The sequence below is a fragment of the Pseudomonas sp. MF6767 genome, from assembly GCF_016405475.1.
Classification (GTDB): domain Bacteria; phylum Pseudomonadota; class Gammaproteobacteria; order Pseudomonadales; family Pseudomonadaceae; genus Aquipseudomonas; species Aquipseudomonas paracarnis.
The window spans coordinates 22,185-43,780 of record NZ_JAEKCY010000014.1; the positions used below are offsets into that span (position 1 = coordinate 22,185).

Genomic DNA, 21,596 nt, shown 5'->3' on the forward strand with positions numbered 1-21,596 from the left:
AACCCTCATTAATATGCATTGGCGCCGCGTTATCAAGCACTGCACACTGCACAGGTTCCTTCCCCCAAATGTTGGAACCTTCAAAGGGCTGTTCCGGGAAACCAGGCAGGCCTTTTTTTTCGCCCGCTGTTTATGGACCGTCTCTCAATGCTCGCTCGCTGGTTACCCGCTGCAATCAACACCCGTCCCGCCGAATGGAGCCGTGCAGCCATCGGCATGGCCCTGGGCACGATGTTCAGTGTCTGGGCCTGTGCCCAGGTGTTCGGCATGGAGGTGGCCCTGCACCTGCTCGGCCCTCTGGGCGCATCGGCCGTACTGTTGTTTGCCGTGTCGTCGGGGGCGCTGGCCCAACCCTGGTCAATCATGGGCAGTTACCTGTGTGCAGGCATCGTCGCGTTGTTGGTCGCCCGCGTCCTGGGGCGCACCTTGGGCAGCGCCTGCCTGGCGGCGGGCATGACCGTGATTCTCATCTGCTGGCTGCGTTGCCTGCACCCACCGGCCGGCGGCCTGGCCATGACCCTGGTGCTGGCCGATCCGGCATCGGTCAACCTCGGCTGGTACGAGCTTGCGCCGGTGATGCTCGGCGCCGGCGCCCTGCTCGCCTGCGCGCTGGCCTATAACAATGCCACGCGCACGCGTTATCCCAAGGGCCTTGCCGAGCCAGCCCCGGTTATCCTGGGCTCTGCCAATGCCGTGAGCGAGCCGAGCATCACGGCAGCCGACCTCAAGCTCGCGTTGGCCGAGATGGAGCAGTTCTACGATGTCGAACCGACAGAGTTGGAGCAACTGATCCACGCCGCCGAGGGCCATGCCCGACGTCGCAGTATCGGTGAGGTACTGGCCAGCCGGGTGGTTTGACCGGCACTGCATAAATGCAACAACGACCTGCAGGATTCCGGGTTGTACTGGGCAAATTTGCACTGGTACGATCACGAGAGAGTTCACCCGCGAACATCTTGATAAAGACAATAAAAGCAGGGAGTTAGAGATGACTGCTCAGGTTTCATCCCAAGCAAGCCACGCCGAGGTGCAGCAGGACGCTGTCCTGGCAAGCGTGCGCAACCATATCGGCCACCTCACCCTCAATCGTCCCGCTGGCTTGAACGCCATCACCCTGGACTTGGTCCGCCAGTTAACCGCGCATTTGCAGGCCTGGGCCGACGATGCCGAGGTCTATGCCGTGGTACTGCGCGGCGCCGGTGAGAAAGCCTTTTGCGCCGGCGGCGACATCCGCTCGCTGTACGACAGCTTCAAGCAAGGCGACACCCTGCACCAGGACTTCTTCGTCGAGGAATATGCCCTCGACCTGGCCATTCACCACTACCGCAAACCCGTACTGGCGTTGATGGACGGCTTCGTCCTCGGCGGTGGCATGGGCCTGGTGCAAGGTGCGGACCTGCGGGTAGTCACCGAACGCAGCCGCCTGGCGATGCCGGAAGTGGCCATCGGCTACTTCCCGGATGTCGGCGGCAGCTATTTCCTCTCACGCATTCCGGGTGAGTTGGGTACTTACCTTGGGGTGACTGGCGTGCAGATCCGTGCGGCCGATGCGTTGTACTGCGGATTGGCAGACTGGTACATCGACAGCGCCAAGTGGGTTGAGCTGGATCAGAAACTCGACGGCCTGCAATGGCATGACTCACCGCTCAAGGACCTGCAAGGCGCACTCGCCAAGCTCGCCGTGCAGCAATTGCCCGACGCCCCCTTGGCGGCCTTGCGCCCGGCCATTGACCACTTTTTCGGGTTGCCGGACGTGCCCAGCATCGTCGAGCAACTGCAACAAGTCACCGTGGCCGATAGCCATGACTGGGCGCTGACCACCGCCAACCTCATGCAGACCCGCTCGCCCCTGGCCATGGCCGTGACCCTGGAGATGCTGCGCCGTGGCCGCCACTTGCCACTGGAACAGTGCTTTGCCCTCGAACTGCATCTGGATCGCCAATGGTTCGAGCGCGGCGACCTGATCGAAGGGGTTCGCGCACTGATCATCGACAAGGACAAGACTCCGAAGTGGAACCCGCCCACCCTCCATGCGCTGGATGCCAGCCATGTGGACAGCTTCTTCCGCGACTTCGTGCAGATTGGGAAATAAGCCATGCAAGATCTTGAATACACTGAAGAACAAGTGATGATCCGCGACATGGCGCGGGATTTTGCCCGAGGCGAAATCGCCCCCCATGCCCAAGCCTGGGAAAAAGCCGGCTGGATCGACGACGCCCTGGTGGCGAAGATGGGCGAGCTGGGCCTGCTAGGCATGGTCGTCCCGGAAGAATGGGGTGGCACCTATGTCGATTACGTCGCCTATGCCCTGGCCGTGGAGGAAATATCCGCCGGTGACGCTGCGACGGGCGCGTTGATGAGCATCCATAATTCAGTGGGTTGCGGGCCGATCCTCAACTACGGCACAACCGAACAGAAACACACCTGGCTGGCCGAACTCGCCAGTGGCCAGGCCATCGGTTGCTTCTGCCTGACCGAACCCCAGGCCGGTTCCGAAGCCCATAACCTGCGCACCCGTGCCGAGCTGCGTGATGGCCAATGGGTCATCAATGGCGCCAAGCAGTTTGTCAGCAACGGCAAGCGGGCCAAGTTGGCCATCGTGTTCGCCGTGACCGATCCGGACTTGGGCAAGAAAGGTATTTCGGCGTTCCTGGTGCCCACCGATACCCCAGGTTTCGTGGTCGACCGCACCGAGCACAAGATGGGCATTCGTGCGTCAGACACCTGCGCCGTCACCCTCAACCAATGCAAGGTTCCCGAAGCCAATCTGTTGGGTGAGCGCGGCAAGGGGCTGGCCATCGCCCTCTCCAACCTGGAAGGCGGCCGCATTGGTATCGCCGCCCAGGCCCTGGGCATCGCCCGCGCCGCGTTTGAAGCCGCGCTGGCCTACGCCCGTGATCGGGTGCAGTTCGACAAGGCAATCATCGAACACCAGAGCGTGGCCAACCTGCTGGCCGACATGCAAACCCAGCTCAACGCTGCGCGCCTGCTGATCCTCCACGCCGCACGCCTGCGCACTGCCAGCAAACCGTGCTTGTCCGAAGCCTCCCAGGCCAAGCTGTTCGCCTCGGAAATGGCCGAGCGGGTCTGCTCCAAGGCAATGCAGATTCATGGAGGGTATGGGTATCTGGAGGATTACCCGGTGGAGCGCTACTACCGGGATGCACGGATCACGCAGATTTACGAAGGCACCAGCGAGATTCAGCGGATGGTGATTGCCAGGGAGCTGAAAAACTACCAGCTCTGACGGACATGACACCATCGGCTTCTGTAGGAGCGAGCTTGCTCGCGAAAAACGTCAACGATAACGCGTGCTTGCTGACTGACCGCGGCGTCTGTGAGCTTCTCGCGAGCAATCTCGCTCCTACAAAAATGCCTTGACCGTCTGGCATTATGGCTTGCCTGCGATGCAGACACCTCGGTCCATCAGCTAACCGAGGCGATGCCATCGCAGGCAAGCCAGCTCCCACCTTTGCTCTGGGGCGTTTGGCAGGGGTTACTTATCCTTGAATTCCGGCGCCCGCTTGGCCACGAATGCGGCCATGCCTTCCTTCTGATCCTGGGTCGCGAACGCCGCATGAAACACCCGGCGCTCAAAGCGCACGCCTTCGGACAGGCTGACTTCAAACGCACGGTTCACGCTTTCCTTGACCATCATGCTGATCGGTACGGATTTACCCGCGATCAGGGCGGCCACTTTCAGCGCTTCTTCCAGCAACTCATCGGCGGGCACAATACGCGCGACAATGCCGCAGCGCTCGGCCTCTACCGCGTCAATAAAACGCCCGGTCAGGCACATCTCCATGGCCTTGGCCTTGCCCACTGCACGGGTCAGGCGCTGGGTGCCGCCCATGCCCGGCAGCACGCCCAGGTTGATTTCCGGCTGGCCGAACTTGGCGGTGTCGCCGGCAAGGATAAAGTCACACATCAGGGCCAGTTCGCAGCCACCGCCCAGGGCGAAGCCATTCACGGCGGCGATGATCGGCTTGCGGCGATTGGCCACGCGATCGCTGTCGCTGAACAAGTCGTCCATATAGATCTGCGGGTAGGTCAGCTCGGCCATTTCCTTGATGTCGGCACCGGCCGCGAAGGCTTTTTTCGAGCCAGTCAGCACGATGCAGCCAATTTCAGGGTTGGCTTCCAGGCTGTCCAGCGCCTGGTTCAGCTCACTGACCAGTTGTGCATTCAAGGCGTTCAGTGCGCTGGGACGGTTGAGCGTGATCAGCCCGACACGGCCCTGGACGTCAAGCAGGATGGTTTCGTAACTCATGTATCGGCTCCTTAAAGATTGCGTGAGATGACCATGCGTTGAATATCGCTGGTGCCTTCGTAAATCTGGCAGACCCGCACGTCGCGGTAGATCCGCTCAAGAGGGAAGTCGTTCAGGTAACCGTAACCGCCCAAGGTTTGCAAGGCGGCCGAGCAGACTTTCTCGGCCATTTCGGACGCAAACAGCTTGGCCATGGACGCTTCCACCAGCGCCGGCTTGCCACTGTCACGCAGGGCGGCGGCGTAATGCACCATCTGCCGGGCGACGGCGATCTGGGTGGCCATGTCGGCCAGGCGAAAGGCCACGGCCTGGTGTTCGATCAACGGCTTGCCAAAGCTTTCACGCTCACGGGCATAGTCGCGGGCCGCTTCGAAGGCGGCGCGGGCCATGCCCACCGACTGGGAGGCGATGCCCACGCGGCCACCTTCCAGGTTGGCCAAGGCGATTTTGTAACCCTCGCCCTCCTCGCCCAGACGGTTGGCCACCGGTACTTTCACGTCTTCAAACAGGATCTGGCAAGTGTCCGAGGCATGCTGCCCCAGCTTGTCTTCCACCCGGGCCACGGTATAACCGGGCGAATCGGTGGGCACAATAAACGCGCTGATTCCACGCTTGCCTGCGGCGGGGTCGGTGACCGCAAACACAATCACGATCCCGGCGTTTTGCCCGGAGGTGATGAACTGTTTGCAGCCGTTGAGTACATAGTGGTCGCCTTCAAGGCGCGCACGGGTTTTCAGGCTGCTGGCGTCGGAGCCGGCCTGGGGTTCGGTCAGCGCGAAGGCACCGAGCATGGCGCCGCTGGCCAGGGGCGTGAGGAACTGCTCTTTCTGCTGGTCATTGCCAAATTTGAGGATCGGCACGCAACCCACCGAGTTGTGCACGCTCATGATCGTGGAGCAGGCACCGTCGCCCGCGGCGATTTCTTCCAGGGCCATGGCGTAGGCCAGGTAGCCGGTGTCGCAACCGCCCCACTGTTCCGGGACCAGCATGCCGAAAAATCCCAGTTCGGCCATTTCCCCAATGGCCTCCTTGGGAAAACGATGCTCGCGGTCCCACTCGGCGGCGAAGGGTTTCAAACGTTCCTGGGCAAATTGCCGGGCGGCGTCGCTGATCTGCAGTTGTTCGTCATTGGGCAACATAGGTCATCCTCAATACAGGCATTCAACGGCCATGGCCGTGGCTTCACCGCCGCCAATGCAGATAGCGGCGACGCCACGCTTGAGGCCCTTCTGGCGCAGGGCCGCGAGCAACGTCACCAGGATGCGTGCGCCGGAGGCACCAATGGGGTGGCCCAATGCACAGGCGCCACCATGCACGTTGACCTTGTCGTGGGGAATCTCCAGCTTGCTCATGGTCACCAGGCTGACCACGGCGAAGGCCTCGTTGATTTCGAACAGGTCGACCTCGTCGAGGCCCCAGCCGGTCTTGCTCATCAGTTTGCGAATCGCCCCCACCGGCGCCACCGGAAACAGCCCAGGCTCATCGGCAAACGCGGCGTGCCCGTGGATCACTGCCAACGGCTTGAGGCCGCGCTTGAGCGCCTCGGACTCACGCATCAGCAACAACGCCGCGGCGCCATCGGAGATCGAGCTGGAGTTGGCTGCCGTCACTGTACCGCCGTCACGGAACGCCGGTTTAAGGCTGGCAATCTTGTCCAGCCTGGCTTTCGGCGGTTGCTCATCGTGAAGGATGGTTTTTTGTTCCTTGCCCACGGTGACCTGCACCGGGACGATTTCACTGGCAAAGCTGCCGTGGGTGATGGCCTCTTGTGCGCGGGTCAGGGAAGCGATGGCAAACGCGTCCTGGGCTTCCCGGGTAAAACCATTGTGCTCGGCGCAGTCCTCGGCAAAGGTGCCCATCAGGCGCCCCTTGTCGTAAGCATCTTCGAGGCCGTCGAGGAACATATGGTCCAGCACCTTGCCGTGGCCCATGCGGTAGCCGCTGCGCGCACGATCCAGCAGGTACGGGGCGTTGGACATGCTTTCCATGCCGCCTGCGATCACCACATCCACGCTGCCAGCGCGCAGCGAGTCGTGGGCCAGAATCGTCGCTTCCATACCGGAACCGCACATTTTGTTGAGGGTGGTGCAGCGCGTGCCCTTGTCCAACCCGGCGCCCAGGGCAGCCTGGCGGGCAGGCGCCTGTCCAAGCCCGGCGGGCAGCACACAGCCAAACAGCACTTCGTCAACAGCATCGGTGGCGATACCGGCACGCTCGACCGCCGCACGAATGGCGGCTGCGCCCAGCTGCGGTGCGGTCAGGCTTTTGAGGTCGCCCTGGAAACCGCCCATGGGCGTGCGCACGGCGCTGACAATAACAATAGGGTCGTTCATGGCAATTGCTCCTTATTTGGCGGCCATGCGCAAGGCACCGTCGAGACGGATCACCTCGCCATTGAGCATGCTGTTTTCAATGATGTGGCGTACCAGCGCGGCATATTCAGCGGGTTTGCCCAAGCGTGGCGGGAACGGCACGCCGGCAGCCAGGGAGTTGCGGACTTCGTCGGTCATGCCGGCCATCATCGGGGTTTCGAAAATGCCCGGTGCAATGGTCATCACGCGGATACCAAAGCGCGCCAGTTCCCGTGCGGCAGGCAAGGTGAGGCTGGCGATCGCGCCCTTGGAGGCGGCGTACGCAGCCTGGCCGATCTGCCCATCGAATGCCGCCACCGAGGCGGTATTGATGATAACGCCGCGCTCGCCGTCGGCATTCGCCTCGGTTTCAGCGATAGCCGCAGCGGCCAGGCGCAACAGGTTGAAGCTGCCGACCAGGTTGACGTTGATCACCTGGGCAAAGCTTGCCAGGCCGTGCGGGCCATTCTTGCCGAGGATCTTCTCGCCGCGCACCACACCCGCGCAGTTGACCAGGCCATGCAAGCCACCAAAGGCCTCGACCGCTGCCTTCACCGCCGCTTCTGCAGCGGCTTCCTGGCTGATGTCTGCTACGGCACTGCGGGCGTTGTCGCCCAGTTGCTCGGCCTTGGCGGCCACGGCGTCAGCGTTCAAGTCCACCAGCATCACCTTGGCACCTGCGGCGACCAGCATTTCAGCCGTGGCCGCGCCGAGGCCCGACGCGCCGCCGCTGACCAGGAATACCTTGTTTTCAATCTGCATCGTTGTTTCCTTTTAAAGGGATCACGCCACGGCCGCCTGGGCCTTGGCTATTTCCTGATTGCGCAAAATAAAGCGTTGCAGCTTGCCGCTCGGGGTCTTGGGCAAGTCGCTGACAAATTCGATTTCCCGCGGGTACGCATGGGCGGCCAGGCGCTGACGCACATGCAGGCGCAACTCTTCAGCCAGCTCCGGGGTGGCACGGTATTGCTCACTGATCACCACAAAGGCTTTGACCAGCTCGGTGCGCTCCGGGCAAGGCTTGCCGACCACGGCAGCCTCGACCACTGCAGGGTGTTCCACCAACGCGCTTTCCACATCGAAAGGGCCCACGCGGTAGCCGGATGTAGTGATCACGTCGTCGCTGCGCCCGACAAAGCTGATGCTGCCGTCCGGGTTCAGCTCCACGGTGTCGCCGCTGAGGTAGTACTTGCCGACGAACGCCTTGGTTTTCACGCCGTCGTACCCGGCAAACCAGCACATAGGCGATTGCTCGCGGTCGATGGCAAGGATGCCGGGTTGGCCGGCTGGCAGCTCCTGATGGTTGTCATCCAGCACCACGATGCGATGCCCTGGCGAGGCAAAACCCGCCGAGCCGACATGCACCGGATGCGCCAAACCATGGTGATTGCACAGCACCATGCCCAGCTCGGTCTGGCCGTAATGGTCGTGGATGGTCACGCCCAGGTTGTCGGCGAACCAGCGGATCACCTCCGGGTTCAATGGCTCGCCGGCGCTGCTGACGATGCGCAGCTTGCCCTTGATCGAACGGGCGAACTGTTCGCCACCGGCAATCAACAGCCGATACGCCGTGGGCGAACCGGTCAGGTTGGTGATCGCGTATTTATTGATGACCCGGCAGGTGCTTTCCAAAGTGAACGGGCCATCGTAGAAGGTAATCGGGTGCCCCATGGACAACGGCCCGGTCACGCCGAAATAGATGCCATAGGCCCACCCAGGGTCGGCAACGTTCCAGAACGCGTCCTCGGGGCGCAAGTCCACGGCGTCGCGCATATAGCCCTGGAACGCGACGATGGCCTTGAGCGGTACCGACAGCGCCTTGGACGGGCCGGTGGTGCCGGAGGTGAACATCAGCAGGAACGGCTCCTCTGCGCCCAGCAGCACCGGCTCGCAGTGAGAAGAGTAATTGGGCAGTTCGGCCCAGAAGCTGTAGTCGCCCCGCACGATACCTTCGCCTTTGGCCCCGGCGACTGTGACGATGGTCGGGCAGTCGGCGACCTCCGCCAGCTTGGGACGGTTCACTGCATCGGTGACTACCAGCGCTACGCCAGAGCTGTTCAAGCGATGTTCAATCGCCTTGGGTCCGAACGCGGTAAACAGCGGCTGATAGACCGCGCCGATGCGCCACGTTGCCAGCACGACCACCAACAATTCGGCAGTGCGAGGCAACAGGCCCGCCACTTTGTCACCGCGCTTGACGCCCTGGGCCAGCAGGAAGTTGGCGAAACGTGCGGCCTGCTCCTGCAGTTCGGTAAAGGTAGAGGTGGCGCTGCGCCCGTCCTTGCCTTCCCAGAACAACGCGATGCGCCCCGGCAGCGCGTGACGGTCACAGCATTCAACACAGGCATTGAGCGCCTGCAGATTGCCGGCCAGTGCGGCGTCGGCGGTATGCTGGTAATCAAACTCGGTAGTGGCAGCCAAATACTCACGCATCGCTTCCTATCCTTCTGTGTTTTTATTTTCAGGACGTTTACAACTCGATAAACCGCTGAAATAGTCGCTCCAGAGCGGCGCAGCGGCAATGGTCAAAGCCTTCAACTTGGCTGACTGGTTTGGCCAGTCCGTAGTGAACACGGGGGCTTTTTCGCTTTTCTGTGGGAGCGGGCTTGCCCGCGAAGGCGGTGGGTCAGTCACCCCGACTGTCACTGCACCACCGCTTTCGCAGGCAAGCCTGCTCCCACAGGGTTATGTACTGCCGGTTCACACGTTAGTCATTGAGTTGACTGATCAGACGGTCGATCCAAGTGATTGGACGCGATGCATAGCAGCTTCTAATCTGACAGCCTGCTCCGCCACAGAAGCCCTCCATGATCGTTCGCCCTAAACCCAACGTCCTGGGTATCCTGTTCTCCCTCAAAGGCTCCATTGCCAAGCGCATTGCCTGGCGCAGCCTGCTGGTCACGCTGTTGGCCTCGGTCATCGTGCTGGTGGAAACCCTGCACCCCGCCTATTTTTCCAAGGTCAACGCTACGCCCTTCACCTTGTTGGGCCTGTCACTGTCGATCTTCATGAGTTTTCGCAACAACGCCTGCTACGACCGTTGGTGGGAGGGCCGCAAGCAACTGGGGCAAATGGTCATTGACGTGCGCTCGCTGATTCGCGAGACCCAGGTGCTGGGGGACACCGCCGAGCGTGCTGGCCTGCTGCGCGGCCTGTGCGGTTTTGCCCATGGCTTGGTCGCGCATTTGCGCCATGAAGATCAAGCCCGGGCGATACACCCGTGGATCAGCGTGCCAGCGAGCCACCCCAACCTGCCGGACAGCGTGCTGCAAGCAGTCGGTGCGCGCTTTTCGGTCCTGGCACAACAGGGCGTGATCAGCGAATGGCGCTACACCCAACTGGAAGCCCGGCTGGTCAGCCTTAGCCAGGTGCAGGCGGCATGCGAGCGCATCAAGACCACACCACTGCCCTTTCCCTACACCCTGCTGTTGCACCGCACCATTTACCTGTTCTGCATCTTGCTGCCATTCGCCATGGCCGAGCCTCTTGGCTGGTTGACGCCAGTGTTCACCGCGATTGTCAGCTACACCTTCTTTGGCCTGGATGCGATTGGCGATGAATTGGAAGACCCCTTCGGCTTCGACGAAAACGACTTGCCGTGTGACGCTATCCTGCGGACATTGGAGCGCGAGATGCTCTCCGCCTTGGGTGAAGTCAACCTGCCGCCAGCGTTGGAGCCAGCGGACTACGTGCTGACCTGACGCGGGTTTGACACTCGCCTCGCACTGACCGAAGCTTGGAACTTTGCTGCCCAAGCTTTCGGACGCCTGCATGTCAAAGTCTCGCCGTTACTCCATCATCGGCCTGTGCGCCCTGTTGCTGATCGTACTGATCACCTGGTTTTTCTCCCGTACCCCGGCAGTGGCCGTCCCCCCGGCCATCGCCCATGGCTATTCCAAGGCCTTGAAGCAGGCGCATAACGGCGAGCCAGGCGCCGCACGTGTGTTGTACCAACAGCTCGGCCGGCCGGACCTGTCGCCCGAGCGCCGCGCCGCCTTGCACGCCGAGCTGCCCAATTACCCCAGCCCCCAGGCGCTGAAACTGGCCGATAAAGACCTCGCCGATAAGTCGGCGTTGGTGCGCGAAGCCGCGATTCACAGCATCGTCGGCTTGGTGCCCACTGGCCAGCGCACCTTACTGCTCGGCCCGGTGCTGGACGATCCGGAACAATCGGTGCGCTTTGCGGCCGCCAACGCCTTGCTCGGCCTGTCGCCCGATACCCTGGGTTTGTACTTTGGCCCACTGCAGCAGGTGCTCGACGAATTCGTGACAACGCTGAAGGCCCAGCCCGAAACGGCTGAAGGCTGGATTCAATTGGCGCGCCTGTACATCCACAGCGCCCTGCTGCCGGAGGCGCAAAACGCCCTGGAGCAGGCAATGCGCTTGCAGCCGGACAACCTGCAAGCGGTGGTATCGCAAATCGAACTGCTGGACAAACAAGGAAAGACTGACGAGTCGCGTCAACTGCTGGCCCGACAATTGGCTGCGCACCCCGAATCGGCCTACCTGCAACATGCTCTGGGCATGTGGCTGCTGCACCATGGCGAGCGGCCCTACGCCCTGCTCGGCCTGTCCAAGGCGGTGGAGCTTGCGCCGGACAACCCGGATTATCGCTACGACCTGGCCACGACCCTGCACGCCCAGGACGAAGTAGAGGCGGCCCAGCGCCAGTTGGAAGAAATCGTCCAGCGTCACCCCGCCAACCGCAAAGCCCGCGTGCTGCTGGTCACCTACTGGAAAGAGACCGGCCAGTTGCAGAACGTCCAGGTGCTGCTCGCTCAACTGGAGCAACAGAACCCGGATGATCCGGCGCTACAGCAGGGCCTGTAGGAGCGAGCTTGCTCGCGAAGATCGTTAACGATAACGCGGACTGCCTGGTTCACCGTGGCGCCCTTCAGATCTTCGCGAGCAAGCTCGCTCCTACACGGCTGCATTTCTTACAAAACGTTGAACCGCTACGTGCCACTACGGTCAAGTGAATATGGCGCGTCCCATTCGGCGTGCCCCTCTACTTGTACGTGACCTGAGGGCACTTCTTGAGTACATCCAAACAGCTGTTGAGTGAAAAGGCGGCCACCGGCGTCGAAGGTCTTGATGACATTCTTGCCGGGGGGCTATCGCGAAGCCACGTGTTTTTGCTCGAAGGCGAACCCGGCACCGGTAAAACCACCGTGGCCCTGCATTTTCTGCGGGCCGGTGCGCAGAACGGCGAACGTTGCTTATATATCACCCTGTCCGAAACCGAGCACGAACTGCGCCAGGGTGCCAAATCCCACGGCTGGGACTTGGATGAGCATATTCATATCTTCGAGCTGACCCCACCGGAAAGCCTGCTCAACGCCGATCACCAGCAAAGTCTGCTGTATTCCTCCGACCTGGAACTGGGTGAAGCCACCCGCCAGATCTTTGAAGTGGTAGAACGGGTCAAGCCGACCCGCGTGGTGGTCGACAGCCTGTCTGAGATCCGCCTTTTGGCGCAAAGCTCCTTGCGCTATCGCCGGCAGATCCTGGCGATCAAGCACTACTTCGTACGCTATGACGCCACCGTACTGCTGCTGGACGACCTGACCACCGAGTCCCTGGATAAAACCGTGCACAGCGTGGCCCACGGCGTGATTCGCCTGGAAGAACTGACCCCCACCTACGGTGCCGAGCGTCGGCGTATCCGCGTAGTGAAATACCGTGGCCAGAAATACCGTGGCGGCTTTCATGATTTCACCATCATGGGCGACGGCATTCACGTGTTCCCGCGCCTCGTAGCGGCCGAGCATCGCGGTGGTTATAACCGTCAAACGTTGAGCAGTGGCATCGAGGAGTTGGACTCTTTGCTCGGCGGTGGTATCGAGACCGGCTCCAGCAGCCTGATTCTCGGCCCGGCGGGCACCGGCAAGTCGCTGATCTCGATGATCTTCGCCGCCGCCGCCGTGGCGCGAGGCGAAAAGGCTGCGCTGTTTATCTTCGATGAAGAACTGGGCCTGCTGTTCGAGCGCATGAAAAACATGGGCATTGATCTCGCCGCGCTACGGGACACCGGCAACCTGCTGATCGAACAGGTAGACGCCGCTGAACTCTCCCCCGGCGAATTTTCGCACCGGGTTCGTCGCTGCGTGGATGAGCGCGGCATCAAGACGGTGGTCATCGACAGTATCAACGGCTACCAGGCCGCAATGCCTGAAGAAAACGCGTTGATCCTCCATATGCATGAGCTGTTGCTGTACCTCAACCGCCGCGGTGCCGCGACCTTCATGACGGTGGCCCAGCACGGCCTGGTGGGCGATATGCAGACCCCGGTCGACATCACCTACCTGGCTGACACCGTGATCCTGCTGCGTTACTTCGAGGCTCTGGGCAAAGTTCGCCGGGCCATTTCGATCATCAAGAAAAGGACTGGCTCCCATGAGTCGACTATCCGCGAATATCGCATCGGCAGCCGTGGCATGACCGTGGGTGTTCCCCTGGATAACTTCCAGGGTGTGCTGCGCGGCATTCCAACCTATATGGGCGCCGGCTCCCCTCTGCTCAAGGATGAGGGCTAGTGCCGGCCCTCTCCCCCATCTCCGAGCGCGCCATCGTGCTGGCGCCCATGGGCCGCGATGGTTCATTGGCGCTGATGATGCTTAACGAAGCCGGCTACAGCGGGATCGTCGCCAGCAACCTGGGGCAAGTGTGCGAAGAACTGGCGCAAGGCGCCGGCCTGCTCATCATTGCCGCCGAGGCGCTGCGTGGCGTAGACCTTGAACCACTGCTCGAGCAATTGCACCAGCAGCCGGCGTGGTCCGACCTGCCGATCGTGCTGATGACCCATCATGGCGGCAAAGAGCAGAACGGCTCCACCCGGCTCAGTGGCTTGCTGGGCAACGTGACGTTTCTGGAGCGGCCTTTCCACCCCATTACCCTGATCAGCCTGGTGAGCGCCGCGCTGCGCGGTCGGCGTCGCCAATACGAAGCACGGGACCGGTTGATTGACTTGAGCGAGAGTGAACTGCGGCTGCAGCGCACCCTGGAAACGCTTGAACAGCAAGTGGAAGAACGCACGGCTCAACTGCGCCATAACGAAGAGGCTTTGCGCCAGTCGCAGAAAATGGAAGCCGTCGGCCAGTTGACCGGCGGTATCGCCCATGACTTCAACAATATGCTCACGGGCATTATCGGCAGCCTGGAACTGCTGCGCAGGCGGGTATCCCGAGGCAAGCTGGATGACCTGGACAGCCTGATCGACCTGGGTGTGACCTCCGCCAATCGCGCGGCCAGCCTCACACACCGGTTGCTGGCGTTTTCGCGCCGACAATCGCTTGACTCCAAGCCCGTGCAGATCAATCAACTGGTGGCAGCCATGGGCGAGTTGCTGCAACGCAGCATCAACGAAAGCATCAGCCTGGACATGCGTCTGAGCGATGCCCTGTGGACCGCCGAAGCCGACCCGAACCAGCTCGAAAGCGCCTTGCTCAACCTGGTGATCAACGCGCGCAACGCCATGCCCACGGGTGGCACGCTGACCGTGGAGACCACCAATCGCCACCTCGACAGTGTCTTTACCGCCGCCTACGGCACCTTGACCCCGGGCGACTACGTAGAGCTGAGTGTCAGCGACAACGGTTGCGGCATACCGCAACATCTGATGGGCCGCGTGTTCGATCCGTTTTTTACCACCAAACCCATCGGCCAAGGCACCGGTCTTGGGTTGTCGATGATCTACGGCTTCGCTCGTCAGTCTCGTGGGCATGTGACCATCCACAGCGAAGTCAACCAAGGCACGACGGTCAGCCTGTTTCTGCCGCGCTTCATCGGTGAGCCCCAGGCACAGGCGCCGCTCAACCCGACACTGCTGCCGTTTGCCAATGCTGGGGAAACGGTGTTGATTGTCGAGGATGACCCCGCGGTTCGGGTGCTGGTCAGCGCTGTGCTCAAAGAACTGGGGTATGGGTTTATCGAGGCTGGGGATGCGAATACGGCGGTGCCGATTATTGAATCCGAACAGCGCATTGACCTGATGATCAGCGATGTCGGCCTACCCGGTATGAACGGCCGGCAACTGGCGGAAATCGGCCGGCAGATTCGTCCTCAACTCAAGGTATTGTTCATCACCGGCTATGCCGAGCATGCCGCCGTGCGAGGGGGATTCCTGGATCCGGGCATGCAGTTGATCACCAAGCCGTTTACCTTCGATTTATTGACCGCCAAGGTCCGAGAAATGATCAGGGCCTGAGGCGGTCACGCCACCTAAAAAGAAGAGCGTCGAGATGCGCAGAGTCTCAAGTTGTGCGGTATTACGCCAATAACCGCTGGATATGCTCCTGCAGCGTACCCAGATCGAACGGCTTTGCCAGGATCGGCGCATTGCGCGTGATGGGGCTGTGGCAGTCCAGAATTTCCTGCGGGTACCCGCTGATAAAGATCACCTTCAGCTCCGGACGCAATTTGATTGCCGGCTCGGCAATTTGCACGCCCGAGATCCCACCCGGCAGGCGGTAATCGGTCACCATCAAGTCCAGGTGCGGTTTGGTCGCAAGGATTTCGAAGGCCTGCTCCCCGTCGATCGCCTTCAAGACCCGGTAGCCCAAGCCTGCCAGGTACTCGCCCAGCACAAACATAATAGATTCGTCGTCCTCGACGATCAGTACGACATCTTGTGCATCTTCACTCATGGGAAGCCTTTGTCCGGTCAATTGCTGCAGTTACGACCATGGGGTCACGCAGAGGTTGCGTCGGGGTGACGATTGATTTCACTCGGCCACTTCCAAAGGCAGGCATACCCGGAACAGGGCGCCCTCACCTATCTGACTCTCGACCTCAATCGTGCCGCCATGGGCCGCCACGATCTGCTCGGAAATAAACAGGCCCAGGCCCAGGCCGGCTGCGGAATGGTTGGCCGAAACCCGTTCGAACTGTTGGAAAATACGCTTCTGGTTCTCCTCGCTGATACCAATGCCATGGTCGCGTACCTCTACCCGCGCTTCGCCATGCTCGGTATACACCCGCACCTGCACCGGGCTCTTGGCTCCGTAGCGCAGGGCGTTGGTCAGCAGGTTGGTGATCACCTGCTCGATACGGAACTCATCCCAGCAGCCTTGCACCGGGCTTTCGGCCTGCAATTGCATGGACGACTCGGCGGCTGCCACTTGCGGCGCGAAGTTATCCACCAGGTTGCGTACCAGTTGCGCAAGGTCGATGCGTGCCGGGCGAATCGACAGCTTGCCGGTACGGATACGCGACACGTCGAGCATGTCCTCGATCAGGCGGATCAAGCTCTGGATCTGGCGCTCATCGCGGTCAACCATGGCGCGCATCTTGTCCAGGGTAAACGCCGCGGCGTTGTCCCGGGCCAGGTGCATCTTGCGCAGTTGGGTCTCCAGAATCAGCCCGTTGAGGGGCGTACGCACTTCGTGGGCGACAATCGACATGAAGTCGTCACGCATGCGCACCGCCTGTTCCAGCTCGGCCTGGGTGGCCTGCAGGCGCGTGAGCAACAGCTCCTGCTCACGGCGGCTGCGCTCCAGTTCTTCAACTTGCAGCTTCATCGCCTTGCTCTGCCGATACAGGTCGACGAACACATTGACCTTGCTCTTGACCGCATGGATATCCAGCGGCTTGTGCAGGAAGTCCACCGCGCCGCTTTCATATCCCTTGAAGGCGTAGTTGAGTTCGCGGCCAGCGGCGCTGACGAACACGATGGGGATGTTCTTGGTCTTTTCGGTGCCGCGCATCAGTTCGGCCAGTTCGAAACCGTTCATGCCAGGCATCTGCACGTCGAGGATCGCCATGGCGAATTCATGTTCCAGCAACAGGGACAACGCCTCGTCGGCACTCAATGCCTTGAAGACCTGGCGATCCTCACGCTTGATCAGCGCCTCGAGGGCCAGCAGGTTTTCCGGCAGATCGTCGACGATCAGCAGTTTGGCCTGGACAGTACTTAACATGGGAAGGGTTCCAGGGAAGCCAGCAATGAGCCGATTCGGCTCAAGGAAAGAATATGGTCAGGTGTGTGCAAGGCCAGGGCCGCCAGGGGCATGACGGCAATGCGTGCCTCTTGTGGGTCCTGCACGATGGTAATGCCACCCGATTGCTTGACGTGGGCCAGCCCGCTTGCGCCGTCCTGGTTGGCGCCAGTCAACAAAATGGCGAGCAGGCGAGGCCCATACACATCGGCCGCCGAGGAAAACAGGTAGTCGATGGCGGGTCTGGAATGGTGCACCCGGTCTTCCTGGCTCAGGGACAGGCTGCGGTCCTGCTCTACCGAGAGGTGATAACCGGGCCCGGCAAAGTACAAGGTGCCCGCCTCCAGCGCTTCTTTGTCCCTGGCCTCCTTGACCGGGATGTTCAGGCGCCGGGCAAAGACTTCTGCCAGTTGGCTGCGGCGCTCGTCCGGCAGGTGCAGCACGGCAATGATCGGCAGCGCGAAGGTGCTCGGCAACTGGCCGAAAATACTCAGCAACGCCTCAACGCCGCCGGCGGAAGCGCCGACGACGATGGCTTCGATCCCCGAAATCGGGGTGTCTGGCGCGTCGCTCATGATTTTCGGTAAATCCGTTCCTGCTTGACCAAGGGCTCGAATTGCTTGCTGTAGGCGGAAAAATCCAGGGTTTCCTTGCTGCCCAGCACCAAAAAGCCGCGATGACACAGCGACTCATGAAACAAGCCAAACGCTCGATCTTGCAATTTTTTATTGAAATAAATCAATACGTTACGACATGAAATTAATTGAGTTTCTGAGAATACGCTGTCGGTCGCAAGGCTGTGGTCGGCAAAGGTCACGTTCTCGCGCAATGTCTTGTCGAAGATCGCGTAATCGTAAGCCGCTGTGTAGTAGTCGGCAAATGACCGTTGCCCGCCGGCCTGCTGATAATTGGCGGTGTAGGCGCGCACGTTCTCCAGGGAAAAGATGCCCTGCTTGGCTTTGTCCAGCGACGCGGGGTTGATGTCCGTGGCGTAGATGATGGTGCGTTCCAGCAAGCCTTCTTCACGAAGCAGGATGGCCATGGAGTACACCTCCTCGCCCGTGCTGCAGCCGGCAATCCAGATCTTGATCGACGGGTAGGTCTTGAGCAGCGGCACGACTTCCTGGCGAATCGCGAGGAAGTGCGACGGGTCGCGAAACATCTCGCTCACCGGAATGGTCAAGAACTGCAGCAACTGCATGAACGCGGCCGGGTCGTGCAACACGCGCTCTTGCAGTGCGGAAATGGTCGCGCAGTCGAACTGACGCAAGGCATGGGCCACACGGCGTTTGACCGACGCGCCCGAGTAGTCGCGAAAGTCATAGCTGTACTTGAGGTAAATCGCCTCGATCAACAGGCGCAGCTCAATATCGCTGCTCTTATCCAAGAAACACTGCTCCACTTAAATGCGTTCCATCTTCGGTAGCCATACGCGAATCAGTGAGAACAGGCGGTCCAGGTCAATCGGCTTGGCCAGGTAATCGTTTGAGCCTGCTGCCAGGCAACGTTCCTGATCGTCCTTCATGGCCTTGGCCGTCACGGCAATGATTGGCAGTTTTTTCCAGCGTGGGTCCTGGCGGATCAAGGCAGTGGCCTCGTAACCGTCCATCTCCGGCATCATCACATCCATCAGCACCAGGTCGATATCGTCCACTTCATTGAGCTTGTCGATGGCTTCCTGGCCGTTACGCCCGATCACCACCACAGCGCCTTTGTGCTCCAGGGCGCTGGTCAGGGCGAAGATATTGCGTACGTCGTCGTCCACCAGCAGGATCTTGCGCCCCTCGAAGACCTTATCGCGGCTGCGGGCAGTCTTGAGCATCTTCTGGCGGTCATGGGACAACTGGGATTCGACTTTGTGCAGAAACAGCGTGACTTCATCCAGCAGACGCTCGGGCGAGCGCGCGCCCTTGATGATGATCGAGCGTGAATACTTGCGCAGTTCGGCCTCTTCATCCCGGGTCAGGTTACGCCCGGTGTAGACGATTACTGGCGGGAACGAGCAGATGTCCTCGGTGGCCATGCGCTTGAGCAGCTCGTTGCCGAGCATGTCCGGCAGCTTGAGGTCGATGATCATGCAGTCGTAGATGGTGGTGCGCAGCAGGTCGAGGGCTTCCTGGGCAAAGCCTACGGCGGTGATCTCGATGTCATCGTCACCGATCAGGCGGGCAATGCTGTCGCGCTGCAGGTCATCGTCTTCCACCAGCAGGATGCGTTTGACCTTCTGGGTCAATTTGGCTTCCAGGCGCGCAAACACGTCCTTGAGCTCTTCGCGGGTAGTGGGCTTGACGGCATAACCGATGGCGCCCATGTGCATGGCAGCTTCGACGCGATCTTCCACGGAAATCACATGCACGGGGATATGGCGCGTGTTGGCGTGTTCCTTGAGGCGTTGCAGCACGGTCAGCCCGGAATGGTCTGGCAGGCGCATGTCCAGCAGGATCGCGTCGGGGATGTACTGCTCGGCAAGGCTATAGCCCTCGTCGGCACCGTGGGCGACCAGGCAGTGGTAACCCAGTTCGTGAGCGAGGTCGAACAGGATTCGCGCAAAATTCGGCTCGTCTTCCACCACCAGGATGCAGCGGGTGCTGAACGGTGCTTTTTCTCGGTCGTCGGCAAAGCGTGGGATCAGCTTGGCGTCGGCCACCGGCAATGGCGACACCTTGACGGGCGCCGGTGCCGGCGCGACCACCACTTGACGCGGTGGCTCGATCGGCGCTGCGTCCTCGTCGCGTTCGACATACTGTTCAGGCAGTACAAGCGTGAAAATACTGCCTTTGCCCGGTTCGCTGGTCACACTGATATAGCCGCCCAGCAAGGTGGCCAGGTCACGGGAAATCGACAAGCCCAGGCCAGTACCGCCGTAACGGCGATTGGTGGTTCCGTCGGCCTGGCGGAAGGCTTCGAAGATGCTTTCCTGCTGATCCGGGGCGATACCTATGCCGGAATCGCGCACGGTAAAGGCAATGCCCTCCCCCGGCGCGCGTGACACCGACAGGCTGACCTCGCCCTGTTCGGTGAACTTGATGGCGTTGGACAACAGGTTCTTGAGGATCTGCTCCAGGCGTTGGCGATCAGTAAACAGCAGGGTTGGCGAGCCTTGCTGCACGTCCACCTGGAAGCCCAGTTTGCGGTCCATTGCCAGCGGCTCGAACATGCCGCGCAGGCCATCCACCAGGCGTTCGACGCTAGCGTTTTCCGGGCGCACTTCCAGCTTGCCGGCTTCGACCTTGGAAATATCCAGGATGTCGTTGATCAGGTTGAGCAAGTCATTGCCGGCTGAATAGATCGATTCGGCAAACTTGACCTGCTCGGCGCTGAGGTTTTCCTGGGGGTTATCTGCCAGCAGTTTGGCCAGGATCAGCGAGCTGTTCAGCGGTGTGCGCAGCTCGTGAGACATGTTGGCCAGGAATTCGGACTTGTACTTGCTGGAACGCTGCAGCTCATCGGCGCGGTCTTCCAGCTCCAGTTGGGCCTGGTTCAGCTCGATGTTCTTGCGGTCCATGGCGTCGCGCTGTTCGGCCAGGGTCTGGGTCTGTTCGGCGAGTTGCTCGTTGGTCTGCTCCAGCTCAGCCTGCTGGGTTTCCAGGTGGGCCTGGGACTCCTTGAGGATGCGCGACTGTTCTTCCAGCTCTTCGTTGGCGGTCTTGAGCTCTTCCTGCTGTACTTGCAGTTCTTCGTTGAGCTGCTGGGTCTCGGCCAGCACTTCCTGCAAGCGCTGGCGATAGCGCGCGGCTTCGATGGAGGTGCCGATATTGCCGGCGATCAGTTCCAGCAGTTCGATATCACGCTCATCCAGCGGGCGCAGGAAACCCAGCTCGACCACGCCATTGACACGGTCATCATCGCTGGTTGGCGCCACCAATACGCTGCGGGCGGCCCCTTCACCGAGGCCGGAACTGACCTTGAAGTAATCCACCGGCACATCGTCCAGGCGAATCAGGCGATCGCGCTGGGCGGCCTGCCCGACGATGCCTTCGTCGCTGTAGATCGACTGTTCCTGTTGTTCCTGCTCGCGGGAGAAGCCATACGTGGCCACACGCTTGAGGCCGCCGTGTTCTTCGCGCACGTACAGCGCCGCGACGGCCGAGCCCATGTACTGGGCGAAGAACTGCAGGATATTGCGTCCCAGCATGTTCAGGGTCAGTTGGCCCAGCACTTGCTCGGCCAGCTCGGTCTGGCCATTGCGCAGCCAGGCGGTTTGCTCCAGGCGCCGTGCAATCTTCTGTTGTGACGCGAGGTTTGCGCTGTAACTCTTTGAAAGTGAAATTAAATTCTTCCTGCCGATGTAGGCCAGAAAACCACTCAGCCCCAGTACAAACGCCAGGTACAACGTGACACTGATCACCGTCGTGCGGGTAACCTCTGCGTTACGGGTGATACGGAACTGTTGTTCCATCGCCACCGCGTCCTCATATTCCTTGCGAATTTCATCGGTGAGCCGCTTGCCCCGGCCCGCCTTGACCGCGCCCCGGTAATCACCGCTGTTGCGCTGCAGCTCAATCATCGACTGTGCGTAGTTGTTCCATTCGGTTTGCAAGGTTTCCAAGCGCTTGAGTCGGTCGACCTGCTGCGGGTTGTCGGCCACAAGATCCTGCAAATTGCGCAGGTCGGCAATGATCCGCGGCTTGGCCACTTCGTACGGATCAAGGAAGTGCTCGTCACCGGTGATCAGGAACCCGCGCATACCCGTTTCCAGGTCAACCGTCAGTTTGGACGTCTCATTGAGGTTGTTAATGACGCGGTCGGTGTGCTCCACCCACTGGATCACCGAGAGCAAATAGGTAATCAGGCAGACGAAAAACACCGCGCTGAGCACGCCCACGCCCAAGGGCAGGGCCACGTTACGGCTCAGCAAGGTACGAAAGCTTTTTTCATCGACGGACGACGCGGGTGTCATGGGCATGCCTTGGCCAAATGCGGGAAAACCGCAAGTTTGCCCGAATAACGTCGCTCAACGCTATGTTTGTGCGTTGATTGGCAGCGGATGCGGTCTAGCTCATGGCGCCTGCACCTTGGTGAGTCAGCACGCAAGCGGAC

General features: G+C 60.9%; 17 protein-coding genes. 7 read left to right on the forward strand and 10 right to left on the reverse strand.

The genetic code is table 11. The annotated features are described in order from the left end of the window. Window positions 1–147 precede the first annotated feature (147 nt). The 3 genes from JFT58_RS20510 (at window position 148) to JFT58_RS20520 (ending at window position 3,247) form a co-directional block, all read left to right on the forward strand. Window positions 148–858, forward strand: coding sequence for an HPP family protein (locus JFT58_RS20510; RefSeq protein ID WP_054896508.1), 711 nt, complete (start codon window positions 148–150; stop codon window positions 856–858). 130 nt (window positions 859–988) lie between these two features. After that, window positions 989–2,092 (forward strand): enoyl-CoA hydratase/isomerase family protein, encoded by a 1,104-nt coding sequence (locus tag JFT58_RS20515; protein WP_198834508.1) that lies wholly within the window; start codon window positions 989–991, stop codon window positions 2,090–2,092. A 3-nt stretch (window positions 2,093–2,095) separates the two neighbouring features. Continuing rightward, the gene (locus JFT58_RS20520) at window positions 2,096–3,247 is read left to right on the forward strand and encodes an acyl-CoA dehydrogenase family protein (RefSeq protein WP_054896510.1); all 1,152 of its coding nucleotides are present in this window, start codon (window positions 2,096–2,098) and stop codon (window positions 3,245–3,247) included. A 249-nt stretch (window positions 3,248–3,496) separates the two neighbouring features. On the opposite strand, the gene JFT58_RS20525 is transcribed toward JFT58_RS20520, so the two are convergent. Genes JFT58_RS20525 through JFT58_RS20545 form a run of 5 tightly spaced genes read right to left on the reverse strand, consistent with a single transcriptional unit; the run spans window position 3,497 to window position 9,054 of the window. After that, the gene (locus JFT58_RS20525; RefSeq protein WP_054896511.1) at window positions 3,497–4,270 is read right to left on the reverse strand and encodes an enoyl-CoA hydratase; all 774 of its coding nucleotides are present in this window, start codon (window positions 4,268–4,270) and stop codon (window positions 3,497–3,499) included. An 11-nt stretch (window positions 4,271–4,281) separates the two neighbouring features. Beyond that, window positions 4,282–5,409 (reverse strand): acyl-CoA dehydrogenase, encoded by a 1,128-nt coding sequence (locus JFT58_RS20530; protein ID WP_034127453.1) that lies wholly within the window; start codon window positions 5,407–5,409, stop codon window positions 4,282–4,284. A 9-nt stretch (window positions 5,410–5,418) separates the two neighbouring features. After that, window positions 5,419–6,603: an acetyl-CoA C-acyltransferase gene (locus tag JFT58_RS20535; protein WP_054896512.1), complete on the reverse strand. Its 1,185-nt coding sequence runs from the start codon at window positions 6,601–6,603 to the stop codon at window positions 5,419–5,421. Window positions 6,604–6,615: 12 nt separating this feature from the next. Beyond that, entirely contained in the window at window positions 6,616–7,383 is a 768-nt protein-coding gene (locus tag JFT58_RS20540) for an SDR family NAD(P)-dependent oxidoreductase (protein ID WP_054896513.1), read from the reverse strand. A 21-nt stretch (window positions 7,384–7,404) separates the two neighbouring features. Then, complete coding sequence (locus tag JFT58_RS20545) at window positions 7,405–9,054, reverse strand: AMP-binding protein (RefSeq protein WP_054896514.1); 1,650 nt, start codon at window positions 9,052–9,054, stop codon at window positions 7,405–7,407. A gap of 374 nt (window positions 9,055–9,428) precedes the next feature. Between JFT58_RS20545 and JFT58_RS20550 the strand changes: the two genes are divergently transcribed. The 4 genes from JFT58_RS20550 to JFT58_RS20565 all read left to right on the forward strand — a co-directional run bounded on the left by JFT58_RS20550 (window position 9,429) and on the right by JFT58_RS20565 (window position 14,827). Then, window positions 9,429–10,322 carry a bestrophin family protein gene (locus JFT58_RS20550; protein ID WP_054896515.1) on the forward strand — a complete coding sequence of 298 codons (894 nt, stop codon included), beginning with the start codon at window positions 9,429–9,431 and terminating at the stop codon, window positions 10,320–10,322. 70 nt (window positions 10,323–10,392) lie between these two features. After that, window positions 10,393–11,451: a tetratricopeptide repeat protein gene (locus tag JFT58_RS20555; RefSeq protein ID WP_054896516.1), complete on the forward strand. Its 1,059-nt coding sequence runs from the start codon at window positions 10,393–10,395 to the stop codon at window positions 11,449–11,451. A gap of 206 nt (window positions 11,452–11,657) precedes the next feature. Next, the gene (locus JFT58_RS20560; RefSeq protein WP_034127457.1) at window positions 11,658–13,157 is read left to right on the forward strand and encodes an ATPase domain-containing protein; all 1,500 of its coding nucleotides are present in this window, start codon (window positions 11,658–11,660) and stop codon (window positions 13,155–13,157) included. Then, window positions 13,157–14,827, forward strand: a complete 1,671-nt coding sequence (locus JFT58_RS20565) for an ATP-binding protein (RefSeq protein ID WP_198834509.1) — start codon at window positions 13,157–13,159, stop codon at window positions 14,825–14,827. Before JFT58_RS20560 ends, JFT58_RS20565 begins: the two co-directional genes overlap by 1 nt. A gap of 61 nt (window positions 14,828–14,888) precedes the next feature. Here JFT58_RS20565 and JFT58_RS20570 read toward each other — a convergent pair whose 3' ends face one another. From JFT58_RS20570 to JFT58_RS20590, 5 genes are all read right to left on the reverse strand, one after another. Beyond that, window positions 14,889–15,266, reverse strand: coding sequence for a response regulator (locus JFT58_RS20570; protein ID WP_198834510.1), 378 nt, complete (start codon window positions 15,264–15,266; stop codon window positions 14,889–14,891). 78 nt (window positions 15,267–15,344) lie between these two features. Continuing rightward, complete coding sequence (locus JFT58_RS20575; RefSeq protein ID WP_034127459.1) at window positions 15,345–16,538, reverse strand: hybrid sensor histidine kinase/response regulator; 1,194 nt, start codon at window positions 16,536–16,538, stop codon at window positions 15,345–15,347. After that, window positions 16,532–17,131 carry a chemotaxis protein CheB gene (locus tag JFT58_RS20580; RefSeq protein ID WP_054896518.1) on the reverse strand — a complete coding sequence of 200 codons (600 nt, stop codon included), beginning with the start codon at window positions 17,129–17,131 and terminating at the stop codon, window positions 16,532–16,534. The genes JFT58_RS20575 and JFT58_RS20580 overlap by 7 nt, the downstream gene beginning before the upstream one ends. Beyond that, a complete protein-coding gene (locus JFT58_RS20585; RefSeq protein ID WP_019817062.1) occupies window positions 17,128–17,958 on the reverse strand; it encodes a CheR family methyltransferase in 831 nt (276 codons plus the stop codon). Before JFT58_RS20585 ends, JFT58_RS20580 begins: the two co-directional genes overlap by 4 nt. Continuing rightward, window positions 17,959–21,456: a response regulator gene (locus JFT58_RS20590; protein ID WP_054896519.1), complete on the reverse strand. Its 3,498-nt coding sequence runs from the start codon at window positions 21,454–21,456 to the stop codon at window positions 17,959–17,961. Between the last annotated feature and the right edge of the window lie 140 nt (window positions 21,457–21,596).